The organism is Marinobacter sp., assembly GCF_048269445.1.
Lineage (GTDB): Bacteria > Pseudomonadota > Gammaproteobacteria > Pseudomonadales > Oleiphilaceae > Marinobacter.
In genome coordinates, this window is sequence record NZ_JBLXIQ010000002.1 from 613,820 (window position 1) to 630,508 (window position 16,689).

Genomic DNA, 16,689 nt, shown 5'->3' on the forward strand with positions numbered 1-16,689 from the left:
AGCAGCAGCGTGTTCCTATCTCAGTTTCAGACTGGCAATGCCAATCAGTACCAGAACGACCGTGATAACCCAGAACCGGACAATCACCCGGGGTTCAGGCCAGCCTTTCAATTCAAAGTGATGGTGCAGGGGCGCCATGCGGAAGATCCTGCGCCCGGTCAGCCGGAACGAGGCGACCTGCAGGATCACCGAGATCGTTTCCATCACGAAAACCCCCCCCATAATGAAGAGCACGATTTCCTGCCGGACAATAACCGCAACCACGCCGAGAGCCGCACCGAGGGCGAGCGCACCAACATCGCCCATGAAGACCTGGGCCGGGTAGGTGTTAAACCACAGGAAACCCAGACCAGCACCCACCAGGGCACCACAGAACACTATGAGTTCACCGGTTCCGGGCAGGTGCGGAATCAGAAGGTAATTGGCGAACTGGGCATGGCCAGACAGATACGCAAAAATGCCAAGGGCACCGGCCACCATAACCGTGGGCATGATAGCAAGGCCATCCAGGCCATCGGTAAGGTTGACAGCATTGCTGCTGCCGACAATGACGAAGTAGCTCAGCAGGATAAAGAGCACCGGCCCGAGGGTCAGAGAAACCTGCTTGACGAAGGGCACATACAGAGAGGTTTCCTGGGGCAAGGCAGAACTGAAATAAAGCACAATCGCAGCCGTGGCACCGATCACTGACTGCCAGAAGTACTTCCAGCGAGCCGGCAGGCCGCGCGGGTTTCGCTCAACCACTTTGCGATAGTCGTCGACCCAGCCAATGGCGCCAAACAGCAGCGTCACGAGAATGGTGACCCAGACATAACGGTTGCCCAGGTCTGCCCAAAGCAGGGTGCTGATACCGATGGCTACCAGAATCAGTGCACCACCCATGGTAGGTGTGCCGGCCTTGCTGAGGTGTGTTTGCGGGCCGTCGTCCCGCACGGCCTGGCCAATCTGGTACTGACTCAGCTTGCGAATCATAACTGGGCCGATGACCAGTGAAATGAGCAGGGCGGTGAGTGTTCCCAGAATTCCGCGCAGGGTCAGATACTGAAACACCGTCAGTGCCGAAAAATGTTGTGAGAGAACCTCTGTCAGCCAGAGCAGCATGAGTTATTCACCTTTTCTTTAATTCCCTCCACCACGCGATCCATGGCGGAACTGCGAGAACCCTTGACCAATACTGTCAACGGTAAGTTATTTGCCCTGACAACAGATTCCACTGCCTGATCATGGGTCAGGCAGGACTCTGTATCCTCACCAAACCCATCCGCATATCCCTCGCAGCCAGGCCCCACGGTGATCATTCGGTCAATGCCATACTCCCTGGCGCACTCTCCCACGTTCTGGTGTAGCGCCCGAGCCTCTGGGCCAAGCTCTGCCATCGCGCCCAGGACTGCGATCGTCTGCCCCGCCCGCTGACCCAAAACACACAAAGCCGCTTTCATCGAAGCCGGGTTGGCGTTGTAGCTGTCATCAATCAGCGTCAGTTCCGGCGACAGATTCAACACCTGTAGCCGACCCTGGACCGGCGCAACCTGCTTCAACCCGTTCATAATGGCCCGGTCGTTGGCGCCCAGCTCCCGGGTTGCAGCAATGGCCAGCAACATATTAGTGATGTTGTGATCGCCCTCAAGCGCCAGCGAAACCCGGCAGCACCAGTTGTCCGGGCCTTGCACCTGAATGCTTTTGGTGCCGGCGCCATGACTCTCGATCACTGCGTGGTAATCCGCTGACGAATCCAGCCGGCTGACACCGGCAACACGACGACTGCCGGCACGTTGCTGCCATTGGCTAAAGGCCGGATCATCCCGGTTCAGCACCACCAGACCATCGGCAGCAACACCATCGATGATTTCTCCTTTGGCCAGCACAATATTTTCGTAGCTGCCAAAGCCTTCCAAATGCGCCTGACCCGCGTTGGTCAGAATGGCAACTTCGGGCTTCGCCAATGCAACGGTGTGGGCGATTTCGCCCAGTCCACTGGCGCCCAGCTCAATCACGCCATAACGGTGCTCCGGCGAAAGACCAAAAAGCGTAAGCGGCACACCGATGTGGTTGTTCAGATTGCCACGGGTGGACAGCGTCGGCCCCATCTGCGACAGAATGGCAGAACACATTTCTTTGACGGTCGTCTTGCCACTGCTGCCGGTGATGGCGAGAATCCTCGCTTCACTTTCTGCGCGATTCCCGGCCGCTAACTGAGCCAGGGCCATGAGCGTGTCCCCCACGATGAGCTGGGGTAATGACACCTCGCTGTCCGGCACATCGACAACCAGACCAACGGCACCTAGCTCGCGGGCCTGCTGCAAAAAACGATGGCCGTCAAAATTCTCGCCCCGAAGCGCAACGAACAGCTGCCCCTGCTCAAGGGTGCGGGTATCGGTTGAGACGCCGGCAAACATAACTGATGCCAGGGCGTCAGACACGCACTCGGCACCCAGCCAGCTTTGGGCCTCAGCCAGCGAAAAGGCGCGCATCATGCCACACCCCCATTCAGTTTCAAGATATTGCGAACATGCTCGGCATCGCTGAAGGGGAACTTCTGGCCGGCGATTTCCTGATAGGCCTCATGGCCTTTTCCGGCGATAAGCACCAGGTCATCCGGAGCTGCGGTGCGGATAGCCGTCTGGATTGCCTCAGCCCGGTCATGAATGACCGTAACCTTCGCCGGGCCGCTAAACCCTGCAACAATGTCACGGGCAATCGCAACGGGATCTTCGCTGCGCGGATTGTCATCAGTCACAACGATGCGGTTCGCCAGCTTTTCAGCCTCCCGTGCCATTTCCGGACGCTTGCCAGCGTCACGGTCGCCGCCGCATCCGAACACGCAAATCAGGTCTCCGGCAACATGGGGGCGCAGCGCTGCCAGGGCATTTGCAAGGGCGTCCGGTGTGTGGGCGTAGTCCACCACCACCCTGACACCACTGGAGCCACCAAACCTCTCCAGCCTTCCCGGCGGAGGTGTCAGGCGAGCAACGGCCTGCTGTGCCCGTTCAACCGGAACACCCAGGGTCAAGATAGTGGCCATGGCCGCCAGCACATTACTGGCATTGAAACTGCCCATCAGGGGGACGGCAATGACAAACCGCCCCCACTCACCATCGACTTCCGCCTCAAAGCCCTCATCGGTTGGCCGGAATTCGCGCAACCAGAGCTCCGTTTGGGCTTCATGCAGGCTGTAGCGGACGCGGTCACACTTGCCGGCCAACTGGTCAAACAGCTGCCTGCCGAAAGGGTCGTCAAAGTTGATAACGGAGAAGTGCAACTCTTCACGCTCAAACAGACGGGCCTTCGCCTCGCCGTAGGCCTCCATAGATCCGTGGTAATCCAGATGATCCCGGGTCAGGTTGGTAAATACGGCGCCAGTCATGGTGAGGTTATCGATTCGTCCTTGATCCAGGGCATGAGATGAAACTTCCATCACAGCCGCACGACCGCCCTGCTTCAGGATCCGCGCCAGAACCCGGTTCACCTGAACCGCGTCCGGCGTGGTGTGAGTCGCCGGATACAGTGCACCGGGCATACCATAACCGAGAGTGCCGAGGATACCGCAGGGGGTTCCCGTCTCTTTGAGAAGCTGGGCAACGTACTGGCAAACGGACGTCTTGCCGTTGGTTCCGGTGACACCAATCAGACGCAGGCGTTGCGAAGGATGTTCGAAAAACCGGTCTGCAATCTTCCCGACCAAACCACGAAGACCGACCACCGGGACCACCAGAGCGCCAAGTCGTTCCGAACATTCGGCGGCCTGATAAGACTCCAGAAGGATAACGGTAGCCCCTTCTTTAATTGCCGCGTCGACATAAAAATCAGCCGGCGTGCTGGCTCCCGACAAGGCAATAAACGCGTCGCCGGAGGCCACCTCCCGGCTGTCGGTCTTCAGGCCGTGGATAGTCACGTCGAATACTGACGGAACCACCACGATTCCTTGTAATAAAGTGCTGAGAGATGTGATGCACATAGATTTATCCTCGATCCCCGGGCGCTGGAGAAACAGCTTTCACCGCCCCAACGTCCAGTTCAGGCTTCACATTCAGCAGTCGCAGTGCGTCACTCATCACCCTGGCGAACACCGGCGCTGCCACTTCCCCGCCGTAATATTCACCGGACTGCGGCGCATCAACGGCCACAACCGTAACCAACCTGGGGTTATCAATCGGGGCCATCCCGGCAAAAATGGCCTTGTACTGGCTGTCCTCGTAGCCTTGGGCGCCAACCAGGTGAACCGTGCCGGTCTTGCCCCCGGCAGAGTAGAAGCCGGGCTGGGCGCGCTTTCCCGTGCCACGTGAAACCACTTGTCGGAGCATATTGCGGACCTCGTAGGAAACCTGCTCGGACAATACCCGTCGCCCTTCGGGCTTCTCTTCCCGCTTTACGAGGCTCAGCGGGTAACGCACGCCACCGTTGGCAATCACCATATAGGCCTGCGCCAGCTGAAGAGCATTTACGCTCATACCGTAACCATAGGACAGGGTCGCCTCTTCCACGGGCCGCCACTTCGGCGGCGCGGGCAGTACCCCTACGGCTTCCCCGGGGAAGCCGATCCCGGTCGGCTGACCAATGCCCAGTCGCGCGTATATATCGCGGATCACATCACCGCCGAGCACCGTGGCAATCTTGCTGATCCCGACGTTACTGGACTTGACTATAATGTCAGTCACACTGAGCAGGCCATAGTTGCGATGATCGCGGATGGTGAAACGTCCAAAACTCCGGTAACCCGGGTTGGTATCAACACTGCTGTTGACCGTATATTTGCCAGATTCCAGCGCTGCTGCCATCGTTATGGGCTTCATGGTCGAGCCCGGCTCAAACAGGTCGGTTATTGCCTTGTTTCTAAGATTTTCCGCAGCCAGCTGGCTGCGGTCATTGGGGTTGTAGGACCCCTGATTCACCATTGCCAGAACCTCACCGGAATCGACATCCAGCATGACCAGCGTGCCACCGCGGGCATTGTGGGCGGCAACTACCGCCTTGAGCTCACGGTAAGCCAGATATTGAAGGCGCAGATCAATACTGAGCGCTAAATTGCGCCCGGGGCTGGCATCCCGGATCAGAGTCAGGTCCTTGATAATTCTGCCCCGGTTATCCTTGAGAACCCGCTTGCGGCCGGATTCGCCGGATAACCATTGGTTAAAGGCCAGCTCTATACCTTCCTGGCCACGCTCGTCGATATTCGTGAAACCGACCACGTGAGCCGTCACTTCGCCTGCGGGATAGTAACGACGGTATTCCTGCCGCGCATACACTCCCGGAATATCCAGAGCGAGTGCCTGTCTGGCAAGATCAGGCTGAACCTTGCGGCGCAGGTAAATGAACTCGCGACCGGAATACTCCTTCAGCCGCTCACGCAGGGAGGCCTCACTTATGTCGAGCAGCCGGGCAAGATTGGTCAGGCGCGGCTCAGAGGGATCGGCCTCCGAAGGGTTGGCCCAGATAGTCTGCACCGGCGTGCTGACTGCCAAAGGCTCACCGTATCGATCGGTAACAACGCCTCGATGAGCGTCGATGGTCTCAACCCGGATGGTCCTGACATCCCCCTGCTTGCGCAGAAAATCGTTGTCGACCACGTGCAGGTCGACCAGGCGCCAACCCAGCACCCCGATAACCAGCAGAAAGACGCCCAGCACGGAGCCAAAGCGCCAGGCGGCCAGCCCGGACGCCAAACGCTGGCCCCATGTTGTCTTCTTTCCCTGATCGGACACGTCAATCACCCTGAACGTTGTTGTTATCGTCGGTTACTGACTAGCAACCGGAGACATCAGGGGTACCAGCACAATGTCCTGACGCCCTGGCACCACCATGTTGAAACGCTCTGCTGCCAGACTTTCCACCCGGCCATGAGCGCTCAAGGCACTTTGCTCAAGCAGAAGCTGACTCCACTCACTCTGGTATCTATCCCGTCCCGCCTGAAGCTGCGACAACGTGTTGAAAAGTTCACGGTTTTCGTGAGCGCTCACGACAACACCAATGGAGGAAGCAACCAGCAACACTACCAGAGCGAGAGACACCAGGACCTTGCCCTGCCTCGTGGCATCAAAAACCTGCCGTGAGATCCGAACAGCCGTTGCTACGCCGTCCCGGACTTTCTGCTTGTTCAACTTTGCCGTCTTAACCGGCTCTTCAATGGCTACCGCGCCCATGATTACGCGCTCCCCTGCGAGTTTTTTCTGATATCAGTGCGTTCCAGCACCCGCATGACTGCACTGCGGGCGCGTACGTTGTCACTTACTTCGTCGGCACCGGCCTTACTGGCCTTGCCAACAAGCCGGAAGTCGGATGCTTCCTGTTCTGCGGTCACCGGCACACCTTTGGGCATCTGGGGCCCACGGGCCAGATCCCGCATAAACCGCTTGACCAGCCGGTCTTCAAGCGAATGAAAGCTGATGACCACCAGCCGACCACCCGTTGCCAGTCGGTCGACCGCCGCCCTGAGGCCGATTTCGAGATCTTCCAGTTCCCGGTTAATGAAGATCCGGATCGCCTGGAAGGTCCGCGTCGCGGGGTGCTTGTGCTTCTCTTTCTTTGGTACTGCCTCGCTGACCAGCTCTGCCAGTTGGCGAGTCGTCTCAACAGGCGTTTCCTGTCGGCGCTGAACCAGGAGTCGGGCAATACGGCGGGAAAAGCGCTCCTCGCCATACCGCCAGATCACATCGGCTATCTGGGCTTCTTCTGCCGTTGCCAGCCACTGGGCAGCGCTAGGCGCCTGCTCGGTGTTCATCCGCATGTCCAGCGGGCCATCGCGCATGAAGCTGAAACCACGAGATGCGTCATCCAGTTGTGGTGACGAGACACCAAGATCCAGCAACACTCCGTTGACCGACTCCCAGCCCTGCCCGGTGACCGCTGAATCCAGCTCTGCAAAAGACCCATGGAAACAATGGAAGCGGTTGTCTTGTGCTTCGAGTTCCCGGGCCGCTCTAATAGCCTCGGGATCCTTATCAATACCCAGCAAATGGCCCGCCTCGCCAAGACGCCCAAGAATCAGGCGACTGTGACCACCCCGTCCAAAGGTGCCATCCACGTAGTATCCGTCGGGGTCGTTGACCAGATAGTCGACCGCCGAGTCCAGGAGCACCGAGCGATGCGAATATGCCGCCCCGGCCTCCTGCTCGCGACCGGAGGTCATAGAGACAGCGCCCCCATCTCTGGCGGCATTTCGTCGTCATCGGAGGGCTCATCCAGCCAAGAGAACCAGCGCTCTTCGCTCCACAACTCGAACTTTTTGCCCTGCCCGATCAACATCAGCTTCTTCTCCAGATGGGCGTAGCTTCTCAGTGTCGGGGGAATCAGGATGCGCCCGGCCGAGTCCAGCTCCATGGGCGCAGCATTACCCAGAATCAGACGCTGCAGGCGGCGGGCCGCCTTGTTCATATTGGGAAGGGCCTCAATCTTGGGCCTCAGGATTTCCCATTCGGGCTCGGGATAGACCAGCAAACAGCGCTCTTCGTCGGCATTCGCCGTCAATACAATGCGACCACCACAGGCCTGCGCGAGCTGTTCGCGCACCTTGGCGGGGATCGCCAGGCGACCCTTCACATCCATATTGATGGCATGACTGCCGAGAAAATTACTCATTCACACTGTCTCTGGGTGCCTGAAATCCACAAAAAACCACTAGAAACCACTTTTTCCCACTTCCGCACACTATAGAAACACGCAATACACAATGCAAGCGCCGCAAACAGCGCCACACGCGGGAAAGTTCCTTTTATGACAAGAGGTTACAGAGACGGATTCAATAAAATGGTGAGATTACGAAAAAGAAAAGAAGCAAAATCAAACACCTGCAAAATAGTCTAAAGAAGACAAGTGAGGTTTAAGATTTTTTGGCTATAAAAGACATCTGTTGAGAATGACAGACTTTACATGAAGGGAATAAAAGAGTGAGCTCGCCGATAAGCCGGGTTCTGTCTTGGACAGTCATTCATCTAGGGCCTGCGTCACCACAGGCCTCAAGCAACCTACCCGAATCCAGCGCGGGCCACGCCATTGGATTCCTATTTGGTCTTGCTCCAGGTGGGGTTTACCATCGCCGTGGACTGTTACCAGCCACGCGGTGCGCTCTTACCGCACCGTTTCACCCTTACCGGCGCCCGAAGGCGCTTAGGCGGTCTGCTTTCTGTTGCACTTTCCGTCGGCTCACGCCGCCCAGGCGTTACCTGGCACCTTGCCCTATGGAGCCCGGACTTTCCTCCCCCGGTAAAACCGGCGGCGACTGTCTGGCGAGCTCGGGCGTGACGATACTCCTGCCTCTACGGGCTTGCAAGCGAAACTGCCACAGGCACTCAGGCATCCTTCAGCCCAAGAGCGCGCTGATAAAGCTCGTTCTTTGAAAGCCCGGTTAATTCGGCGGCCATTTTTGCCACTGTCTTTACCGGCAGTTCCGCCAGCAGCACCTTCAGGACTCTATCAACATCCAGTGTCGCCGCATCGCTATCGACAGCGCGGGGTTCTGCACCACGGATCATCACCACAAACTCGCCACGGGTGCCATGGGGATCCAGCTCCAGCTCCGCCAGAACCTCGTGCACTGCACCTGAATAGAAGGTCTCGAAAGTCTTGGTGATTTCCCGGCCAAGCACCATCTCCCGATCAGACCCCAGAACCTCCGCGATATCCCGCACCGATTCGAGGATCCGGTGGGGCGATTCGTAGAAGACCAGAGTCGCGACCTCACGGGATAAAGACTCAAGACTTGCGCGGCGGCCGGAACGTTTTGCAGGCAGAAATCCTACAAACAAAAACAGGTCTGTGGGCAACCCGGCAGCACTCAACGCGGTTACCAGCGCACAGGGCCCCGGAATGGGACTGACCACGAATCCAGCGGCTCTGGCCTCGCGGACCAGCACATAGCCCGGATCGGAGATCAGCGGAGTGCCAGCATCGGAAATCAGAGCCACATCCCGCCCCGCTTCAAGTTCCGCCAGTATACTGGCGGCACGGTCTTTTTCGTTATGATCATGCAGTGCAATGAGCCGTTTCTGAATGCCCAGATGGTTCAGCAGTCGACCACTGTGCCTGGTATCCTCAGCAGCTACCACATCAACACCCGCCAGAACCCGGGTTGCGCGCGGAGACATATCATCGAGATTGCCAATGGGTGTAGCAACGATAAAAAGCGTTCCGACGGAAGCCCCTTCCCGGCTGACCCCGGAGGAAAAATCACTGACCACATTCTTCAAAGTTGCTGCCTCATTGATACCAACCCCCGGACCGTGACAGTTACGTCATGTGAATTAACCCCGGAGCTGTTAAACTTGCCACCGTTAGTCTGGCGCTACAAGCCCAATAATCCGGAGTATATCGAGCTTGCCATGATAAAGACCCGCATCCATAAACGAGCCCTGGCCAGCGTTCTTGCCGCCGCCCTTTTTTCCGCCGGCTGTGCCAGCGTCAATCTTGATTCGCACATCGCACAAACTGCCGATCAGGCCCTTGAAATGGCCAGCAGGGAAGACAACCTCGAGACGGCCCAGGCCTACCTGCTAAGAATTGCCAGCCGATTCCAGGATCAGGGCGACCACGAGGCAGCCCGAACGCTACTGCAAAGTGAGCGACTGGCGCAACCTGTACCAGCGCTTGATAACCAGAAACGGCTTCTGTCCATGGCAAGTGCAACAGCGCTTGACGATCAATCCTGGGCAAAAGAACTTGCCAGTGAAATGTCGCCTTCTGATTTCATCGACTACCCGGCAAACCTGATGGTACGGGCAGCAAATCTGCAAGCAGACACCTTCGCCCTTGCGGAGAATCCGTTGTCTGCGGCCATGACCCTCATATTACTGGCTCAGACCGACACTACGGCCGATGCACAGCAGATTCATGATCGGGTCTGGTCATTACTGGAACAAGTGTCTGATGGAGAGCTGGGTTCGGCCTCATCAGATGCCATTGGCTATGAGGCCCAGGGCTGGCTGGAGCTGGCAAGCATTGTACGAGCACCCGATATCGGCATCGATGAGCAGGGCCGAATCATACGCAGCTGGCAGAACAACTGGCCAGGGCACCCAGCCGCACAGGTGCTGCCATCCGACCTGCGGCTTATCGCGACAATGGCCGATAGCCGGCCCGAGAAAATCGCACTGGCACTGCCCCTCAAAGGCCCGCTGGCAACGGCCGGAAAAGCGATTCGGGACGGTTTTCTTGCCGCCTACTACCTGGATGACTCCGCTAATCGCATTAAAACCGACATCCGGATCTTCGATACCTCCGACACGCCGTTCGGCGAACTTTATCGCGAGCTTTCGGAACAGGATATTGACCTGGTAGTCGGCCCTCTTGAGAAGGAGGCCCTCGCCGGACTGGGTGCCATGAATACTCTACCGATACCGGCTCTGGGGCTGAACTACCTGCCATCCGGGACCCAGGCACCGAATGGCCTCTATCAGTTTGGCCTTTCAGCCGAAGACGAAGCGCGCCAGATAGCCGACAGATTGCTAGCCGAAGGGCTGCGCCAGGTGTTGGTGCTTATCCCCCAGGGTGAATGGGGCGACCGGGTGGAACAAGCTCTCCTGCAGCGGCTGTCCACCTCTGATGGTGTTGCCCTGGATACAGAACGCTTCTTCAGGGAAGACAATCTCAGGGCGGTAACAGCCGACCTACTCGGTATTACCGTCTCCCGTGACCGGGCTATCCAGGTCGAACGCACCATTGGCATAGACGTTGAATTCGAGCCTCGCCGTCGTCAAGATGCGGATGCCATTGTCATGGTTGCAGAACCCACCATCGCCCGCCAGTTCAACCCGCTCTTTGCCTTCTATTTCGGAGGCGATCTGCCCGTTTATTCGCCCTCTATCATTTACGAAGGCACCCCATCGCCATCCCGGGACCGTGATCTAAACGGCGCTATTTTCACCGACATTCCCTGGGTTCTCGGCGATGACAACGAACTTCGAACCAGGGCCACGGAGATCATGTCAGGCACCCGGGGCCAACCAGGCAGACTGTTTGCCATGGGCGCAGATGCCTGGCACCTCAGCAAACGATTACCCCTGCTCAGACAGGTCGAAAGCGCGTCGATCGCAGGGCAGACAGGTGTTCTGACCATGACATCTGAAGGCAGTATCCACCGGGAACAGCTCTGGGCACAATTCCGGAACGGAACACCGGAACTTCTTCCGAAGCTCGAACCGGAGGTCGCCGACACCAACTCCCAGGGTGAGCCAATGCCGATCACCGGGCAGAACTAAGGAACAATTCAATCGCCATGGATGGCACAAAAGCCCTGGGAAATCACTTCGAAGGCGTTGCGGCCCGCTACCTCATGAGTCGCGGCGTCCGGATTGTTGAGCGTAACGTTTATAATCGCGGCGGCGAGATAGATCTGGTCGGCCGTGATGGCGAAACACTGGTCTTCTTTGAAGTTCGTTACCGCGGGCCCGGCAGCCTCGTCGACCCCGCAAGCTCCATCAATTATCCGAAACAGCAGAGACTGATAAAAGCGGTTTCCTTTTATCTGCACAGGCACGGACTCTGGAATAGCGTCTCACGAATTGATGTGGTTGCGATCACCCCGGGTACCATCAAAAAATACCGGGTACAATGGATCAGGAATGCAATTCTGGCAAGATAGTGATACTGACGATGACCGACACAGAACACCAGATTAACCAGTGGTTCGCAAGTCACATGGAGCATACCGCTCAGGCGGCAAGCACCGCAGGCCCTGCCATTGAGGACGTTGCGGACGCCTTCGTAGCCACCCTGCTCCAGGACGGAAAAATCGTCACCTGCGCCAACGGCAACGCCAATATACTGGCTCAGTATTTCTGCACCTCGCTTCTTAACAGGTTTGAACAGGACAGGCCCGCTCTGCCGGCCATTAACCTGGGTGCAGACGCCACCACCTACTCGGCGATCTGTCGCGACAACCGGTTCAACGACACCTTCTCCCGTCAAGTCAGAGCCATCGGGAAACCGGGAGACCTGCTGCTTGTAATCGTTGACGACGGCCACAAAGCCAACCTCATACAGGCCATCCAGGCCGCCCATGACCGGGAAATGAGCGTTGTTGTCCTCAGTGCCAGGGAGAAATCCGATATTACCTCTCTGATGCATCCCGAGGACCACGAGATCGCGCTCAACAATCTGAGCCCGACTGAGGCGACGCCCCTGCTGCTGTTGATCATTAATGCGCTGTGCGGACTGATCGATGGCAAGCTTTTCGGAGGATAAAAAAAGCCAGCTTACGCTGGCTTTCTGGAACAGGAAAAGCTCGTTACTTCACCACTTTGAGCGTAGGCCTTCCTGAGGGCCGATCCTCCTGCCCGGAAGGGGACTGCTCTCCGTCGCGCTCGCGGGTACCGCCATCAGGGTCCGGTGAGCCAGGCTCACTGCCGAACACCATACCTTCCCCGTTTTCCTTCGCATAGATCGCCATAACAGCTTGCAGAGGTATGAACACCTGCATGGGCACACCTCCGAAACGGGCACTGAACTCCAGCGCACCGTTACCAATAACCAGGCCACGTACTGCGCCCGAGCTGATGTTCAGAACAATCTGCCCGTTCGCCACATGCTCGGTCGGCACCTGTACACCCTGAATGCCTGCATCCACCACAATGTAGGGCGTACAGTCATTGTCCAGAATCCACTCATTGAAAGCACGTACCAGGTACGGACGGCTGGACGTCATGGTGTTTTTGCTCTCAGCCACTACCACTCTCCTGCTCCGACCAGCGGAACTTTTCCAAATCAGCTGCGAATGTCTTCTTCCAGATCAGACAGACTTGCCTTGAAGCCTTCCCGGCTGAAAATACTGTCCATATATTTCTGCAGCGGCTTGGCCTGCTTATCGCTAAGGTCAATGCCCAATGCCGGAAGACGCCATAGAATCGGCGCAATGCAGCAATCCACAATGGTAAATTCTTCGGACAGGAAAAAAGGCATTTCACCGAACAGCGGCGCCGTTGCCAGCAAGCTTTCCCGCAGTTCCTTGCGCGCCGCCTCGGAGGCCTTGGCGTTTGGCTGGGCCAGAATCTGGTCGACCAGACCACACCAGTCTTTCTGAATGCGATGGATCATCAGCCGGCTATTGGCTCGTGCAACCGGATAAACCGGCAATAACGGCGGGTGAGGAAAACGCTCGTCGAGATACTCCATCATGATGTTGGGCTCGTAAAGCACCAAGTCACGATCCACCAGTGTCGGCAGGGCGTTGTATGGGTTCAGGTCGGCCAGTTCGGCCGGCGGATTGTCCGGGTCCACATCAACAATATCAACGGTAACACCCTTCTCTGCCAGAACGATACGCACCCTATGGCTGTAATGGCTGGCCGGATCCGAGAAAAACGTCATTGATGACCGCTTGGTCACAACGCCCATAGAACTACCTCACGAGTAAACAAACCGAAATGATCCTGAAAAAACGCAAAAATCCAGCGGGCCGGTTATTGCCCGCTGGAACTCAGGGGACGATATTATACCCTATTTCTCAGTGTACGTCCTTCCAGTACTCACGATTGAGGAGATAAGCGAACACAAAGAAGATAGCAACAAAGATCAGAACAAAAATCCCCAGGCGCTCACGCTCCAGCTTGACCGGATCGGCCATGTAGGACATGAAGTTGGTCAGGTCGTACATGGCCTGATCAAACTCGGCTCCTGTCATGCTGCCCTCAATTGCGTATTCAGGACAGACATCGGCATTATTGACATTACCACTGAGCGGCTCAACACTGGGCTCAACACCGATGTTCGGCGGCACAGCACAGAGGCCCTGAAGCCCGACCATCACGTGTGGCATACCTACCGCCGGGAACACAACGTTGTTGACACCAAGCGGGCGGGACTCGTCCTTGTAGAAGCCACGCAGGTAAGAGTATACCCAAGCTTCACCACGCAGGCGGGTCTCCAGGGTCAGGTCGGGCGGCGGCGCACCGAACCAGGCGGCGGCCATATCCTTGTTCATGGAGTTTTTCATCAGCTCACCAATTTTGGCACCGGTGAAGATCAGATTCTCCTCGTACAATGAAACCGGAATCTCCAGGTCATCGGCGACCCGCTTGTAGCGGGCGTATTCCATGGAGTGGCACCCCATACAGTAGTTGGTGAACGTCGCCGCACCACGCTGGAGCGACGCGTTATCAGTGTGATCTGACTCGAACGGATCCAGATGAACCGCCCCACCAGCAGCCAGCCCAAGGGCCGGCAGGATTGCGATGAAAAGACCAAAGATCAGCTTTCTCATTATCCTGTCACCCTCTCTGGAACTGGCTTGGTTTTCTCCATGCGCGTGTAGAACGGCATCAGAATGAAGTAGAGGAAGTACACCGCCGTCAGGATCTGGGCAACGGTCGTGCGCCCGGCAGTTGCAGGCACCAGGCCGAGATAGCCGAGCACAACAAAGCTCACCGCAAAAACCGCAAGAGCGATCTTGCTCAGCCAGCCCTTGTAGCGGATGGAGCGAACCGGACTTCTGTCCAGCCATGGCAGGACGAAGAGAATTGCAATCGCTCCGCCCATCACAACAACACCCCAGAACTTCGCGGGCAAGCCGAAAAGATCCACCGTTACAGCTCGCAACATGGCGTAGAAGGGCGTGAAATACCATACCGGTGCAATATGCGCTGGCGTTTGCAAGGGATTCGCGGGCTGGAAGTTGGGCTTCTCAAGGAACAGGCCACCCATCTCCGGGAAGAAGAACACGACAATAAAAAAGATGAAGAAGAACACCGCAACGCCCACCAAATCGTGCACGCTGTAGTAAGGATGGAACGGAATGCCGTCTTTCGGAATGCCGTTTTCATCTTTGTTTTTCTTGATGTCGATACCGTCAGGGTTGTTTGACCCCACTTCGTGGAGCGCCAGGATGTGCAGCACCACCAGGCCCAATAGCACGATCGGCAGCGCCACCACATGCAGAGCGAAGAACCGGTTCAGGGTGATTCCTGAAATCAGGTAATCGCCACGAATCCACAGGGAAAGGTCTTCACCGATCACGGGGATAGCACCAAACAGGTTAACGATTACCTGGGCACCCCAGTAGGACATCTGGCCCCAAGGCAGCAGGTAGCCCATGAAAGCTTCGGCCATCAGCACCAGGTAGATCAGCATGCCGAAGAGCCAGATCAGCTCACGGGGCTTCTGATAGGAGCCGTACATCAGCCCCCGGAACATGTGGAGATAGACCACAATGAAAAAGGCCGATGCACCGGTCGAGTGCAGATAACGCAGCAACCAGCCCCACTGGACATCACGCATGATGTACTCAACAGAGGCGAAGGCCCCCTCCGAGGTCGGGTTGTAGCTCATGGTCAGCCAGATACCCGTAACCAACTGGTTAACGAGTACCAGCATGGCCAGGGAGCCAAAGAAGTACCACACGTTGAAGTTCTTCGGCGCGTAATACTTGGCCAGGTGCTTGTTCCAGGCGTCAACAATCGGCAGACGTTCGTCTACCCAGTTAATGAGCTTCTGCATCACGCTGCCTCCGGGTCAAGACCAATCGTTAAGGTCACGTCATCGTCGTAACGATAGGGCGGCACTTCAAGGTTCAGGGGAGCAGGCTGCGCGTCATAAACCCGGCCGGCGAGATCGTACTTGGAGCCGTGACACGGGCAGAACAGACCGCCCAGCCAGTCTTCCCCCAAATCTTCCGGGGCCACTTCCGGACGATAGCTCGGAACGCAACCCAAGTGGGTGCAAAGACCAACCAGAACCGCTACTTCGGGCTTCAGGGCCCGGTAGATACCGTCGATGTACGGTGGCTGCTGAGGCGCCTGGGACTGAGGATCTCTCACTTCCTCGTTCAGCTTCTCAATATTTGCCAGCATCTGCTCGGTGCGGCGGATAATCCAGACCGGCTTACCCCGCCACTCGACCGTAATCTGCTGGCCCGGTTCAATCTTGCTGATATTGACGGTTACCGGTGCACCCGCTGCTTCCGCTTTGGCACTGGGGTTCCAGGATGCCACGAAAGGGACGGCCGCACCGACGACGCCGACTCCACCCACCACAGACGTAGCACCGATCAGAAACCGGCGCCGGCCTTGGCTCACGTCGCCATTACTCATTATGGTTTTCTCCCATCAGGCGATGTCACAGCCCGCAACACAGCCGGCAATGTGCATCTAAAAGGACTTCACAACCCAAAAATATAAGCGCCCAAATGGTAATGAAATTACCAGGTGCTTACAAGTCGGAAAGCCGCGACTGGCGCCTCATCCCTGTTCCAGATCAATTTGCTGACAAATCGTCCGAACATAAAAAAACCCGGCCGAAAGGGCCGGGTTTTCCAGGATCTGCTCCAACAATATTAACGCTTGGAGTACTGAGGACGCTTACGCGCCTTGCGCAGACCCACTTTCTTACGCTCAACTTCGCGAGCATCACGGGTAACATAACCCGCTTTGCGCAGAGCTGGGCGCAGAGTTTCATCATAATCCATCAGTGCGCGAGTCAGACCGTGGCGGATGGCGCCAGCCTGACCACTGATACCACCACCCTTAACGGTGATATTAAGATCGAAACGATCGGTAGATTCAGCAACCACAAGCGGCTGACGAACGATCATCCGAAGTGTCTCACGACCGAAGAAGTCTTCGATAGAGCGACCGTTGATGGAAATATTACCGCTTCCCGGCTTGATAAAGACTCGAGCCGTGGATGTCTTGCGGCGACCAGTACCGTAATTTTGTGCTACAGACATATCCGCCTTCCGTTAAATGTCGAGTTCTTTGGGCTGCTGGGCTG

Annotated in this window: 17 protein-coding genes and 1 other RNA gene; 3 read left to right on the forward strand and 15 right to left on the reverse strand. The window is 57.0% G+C overall.

Features of this window, described 5'->3' with window-relative positions; translation table 11 throughout:
* Positions 1–15: 15 nt before the first annotated feature.
* The 9 genes from mraY to rsmI all read right to left on the reverse strand — a co-directional run bounded on the left by mraY (position 16) and on the right by rsmI (position 9,179).
* Positions 16–1,101 carry a phospho-N-acetylmuramoyl-pentapeptide-transferase gene (mraY, locus tag ACN0XM_RS06180; RefSeq protein ID WP_417566036.1) on the reverse strand — a complete coding sequence of 362 codons (1,086 nt, stop codon included), beginning with the start codon at positions 1,099–1,101 and terminating at the stop codon, positions 16–18.
* Positions 1,086–2,474, reverse strand: a complete 1,389-nt coding sequence (locus ACN0XM_RS06185; protein WP_417566037.1) for a UDP-N-acetylmuramoyl-tripeptide--D-alanyl-D-alanine ligase — start codon at positions 2,472–2,474, stop codon at positions 1,086–1,088. The genes mraY and ACN0XM_RS06185 overlap by 16 nt, the downstream gene beginning before the upstream one ends.
* Positions 2,471–3,955, reverse strand: coding sequence for a UDP-N-acetylmuramoyl-L-alanyl-D-glutamate--2,6-diaminopimelate ligase (locus ACN0XM_RS06190; RefSeq protein ID WP_417566038.1), 1,485 nt, complete (start codon positions 3,953–3,955; stop codon positions 2,471–2,473). Before ACN0XM_RS06190 ends, ACN0XM_RS06185 begins: the two co-directional genes overlap by 4 nt.
* 4 nt (positions 3,956–3,959) lie before the next feature.
* The gene (locus ACN0XM_RS06195) at positions 3,960–5,699 is read right to left on the reverse strand and encodes a peptidoglycan D,D-transpeptidase FtsI family protein (protein ID WP_417566039.1); all 1,740 of its coding nucleotides are present in this window, start codon (positions 5,697–5,699) and stop codon (positions 3,960–3,962) included.
* A gap of 33 nt (positions 5,700–5,732) precedes the next feature.
* Positions 5,733–6,137 carry a cell division protein FtsL gene (gene ftsL, locus ACN0XM_RS06200; RefSeq protein WP_417566040.1) on the reverse strand — a complete coding sequence of 135 codons (405 nt, stop codon included), beginning with the start codon at positions 6,135–6,137 and terminating at the stop codon, positions 5,733–5,735.
* Positions 6,138–6,139: 2 nt separating this feature from the next.
* Complete coding sequence (gene rsmH, locus ACN0XM_RS06205; protein WP_417566041.1) at positions 6,140–7,123, reverse strand: 16S rRNA (cytosine(1402)-N(4))-methyltransferase RsmH; 984 nt, start codon at positions 7,121–7,123, stop codon at positions 6,140–6,142.
* Positions 7,120–7,572: a division/cell wall cluster transcriptional repressor MraZ gene (mraZ, locus tag ACN0XM_RS06210; protein WP_417566042.1), complete on the reverse strand. Its 453-nt coding sequence runs from the start codon at positions 7,570–7,572 to the stop codon at positions 7,120–7,122. The genes rsmH and mraZ overlap by 4 nt, the downstream gene beginning before the upstream one ends.
* 305 nt (positions 7,573–7,877) lie before the next feature.
* Positions 7,878–8,228, reverse strand: an RNA gene (gene rnpB / locus ACN0XM_RS06215) — RNase P RNA component class A.
* Between the two features lie 54 nt (positions 8,229–8,282).
* On the reverse strand, positions 8,283–9,179 hold the full coding sequence (rsmI, locus tag ACN0XM_RS06220) for a 16S rRNA (cytidine(1402)-2'-O)-methyltransferase (RefSeq protein WP_417566043.1): 897 nt from the start codon (positions 9,177–9,179) through the stop codon (positions 8,283–8,285).
* A gap of 75 nt (positions 9,180–9,254) precedes the next feature.
* Between rsmI and ACN0XM_RS06225 the strand changes: the two genes are divergently transcribed.
* From ACN0XM_RS06225 to ACN0XM_RS06235, 3 genes are read left to right on the forward strand one after another with little or no spacing between them, the layout of a single operon-like run.
* Positions 9,255–11,186 (forward strand): penicillin-binding protein activator, encoded by a 1,932-nt coding sequence (locus ACN0XM_RS06225; RefSeq protein WP_417566044.1) that lies wholly within the window; start codon positions 9,255–9,257, stop codon positions 11,184–11,186.
* A 17-nt stretch (positions 11,187–11,203) separates the two neighbouring features.
* Positions 11,204–11,569, forward strand: coding sequence for a YraN family protein (locus ACN0XM_RS06230; RefSeq protein ID WP_417566045.1), 366 nt, complete (start codon positions 11,204–11,206; stop codon positions 11,567–11,569).
* An 11-nt stretch (positions 11,570–11,580) separates the two neighbouring features.
* Positions 11,581–12,171, forward strand: coding sequence for an SIS domain-containing protein (locus ACN0XM_RS06235; protein ID WP_417566046.1), 591 nt, complete (start codon positions 11,581–11,583; stop codon positions 12,169–12,171).
* Between the two features lie 43 nt (positions 12,172–12,214).
* Here the strand turns inward: ACN0XM_RS06235 and ACN0XM_RS06240 are convergent, their stop codons facing one another.
* The 6 genes from ACN0XM_RS06240 to rpsI form a co-directional block, all read right to left on the reverse strand.
* Positions 12,215–12,631 (reverse strand): ClpXP protease specificity-enhancing factor, encoded by a 417-nt coding sequence (locus ACN0XM_RS06240; RefSeq protein WP_417566076.1) that lies wholly within the window; start codon positions 12,629–12,631, stop codon positions 12,215–12,217.
* Between the two features lie 59 nt (positions 12,632–12,690).
* Entirely contained in the window at positions 12,691–13,320 is a 630-nt protein-coding gene (locus ACN0XM_RS06245; protein ID WP_417566047.1) for a glutathione S-transferase N-terminal domain-containing protein, read from the reverse strand.
* Positions 13,321–13,429: 109 nt separating this feature from the next.
* Positions 13,430–14,185, reverse strand: a complete 756-nt coding sequence (locus ACN0XM_RS06250) for a cytochrome c1 (protein ID WP_417566048.1) — start codon at positions 14,183–14,185, stop codon at positions 13,430–13,432.
* Complete coding sequence (locus ACN0XM_RS06255; RefSeq protein ID WP_417566049.1) at positions 14,185–15,417, reverse strand: cytochrome b; 1,233 nt, start codon at positions 15,415–15,417, stop codon at positions 14,185–14,187. The genes ACN0XM_RS06250 and ACN0XM_RS06255 overlap by 1 nt, the downstream gene beginning before the upstream one ends.
* Positions 15,417–16,010 carry a ubiquinol-cytochrome c reductase iron-sulfur subunit gene (petA, locus tag ACN0XM_RS06260; RefSeq protein ID WP_417566050.1) on the reverse strand — a complete coding sequence of 198 codons (594 nt, stop codon included), beginning with the start codon at positions 16,008–16,010 and terminating at the stop codon, positions 15,417–15,419. Before petA ends, ACN0XM_RS06255 begins: the two co-directional genes overlap by 1 nt.
* A gap of 242 nt (positions 16,011–16,252) precedes the next feature.
* On the reverse strand, positions 16,253–16,645 hold the full coding sequence (gene rpsI, locus ACN0XM_RS06265; protein ID WP_117619609.1) for a 30S ribosomal protein S9: 393 nt from the start codon (positions 16,643–16,645) through the stop codon (positions 16,253–16,255).
* Positions 16,646–16,689: the final 44 nt, after the last annotated feature.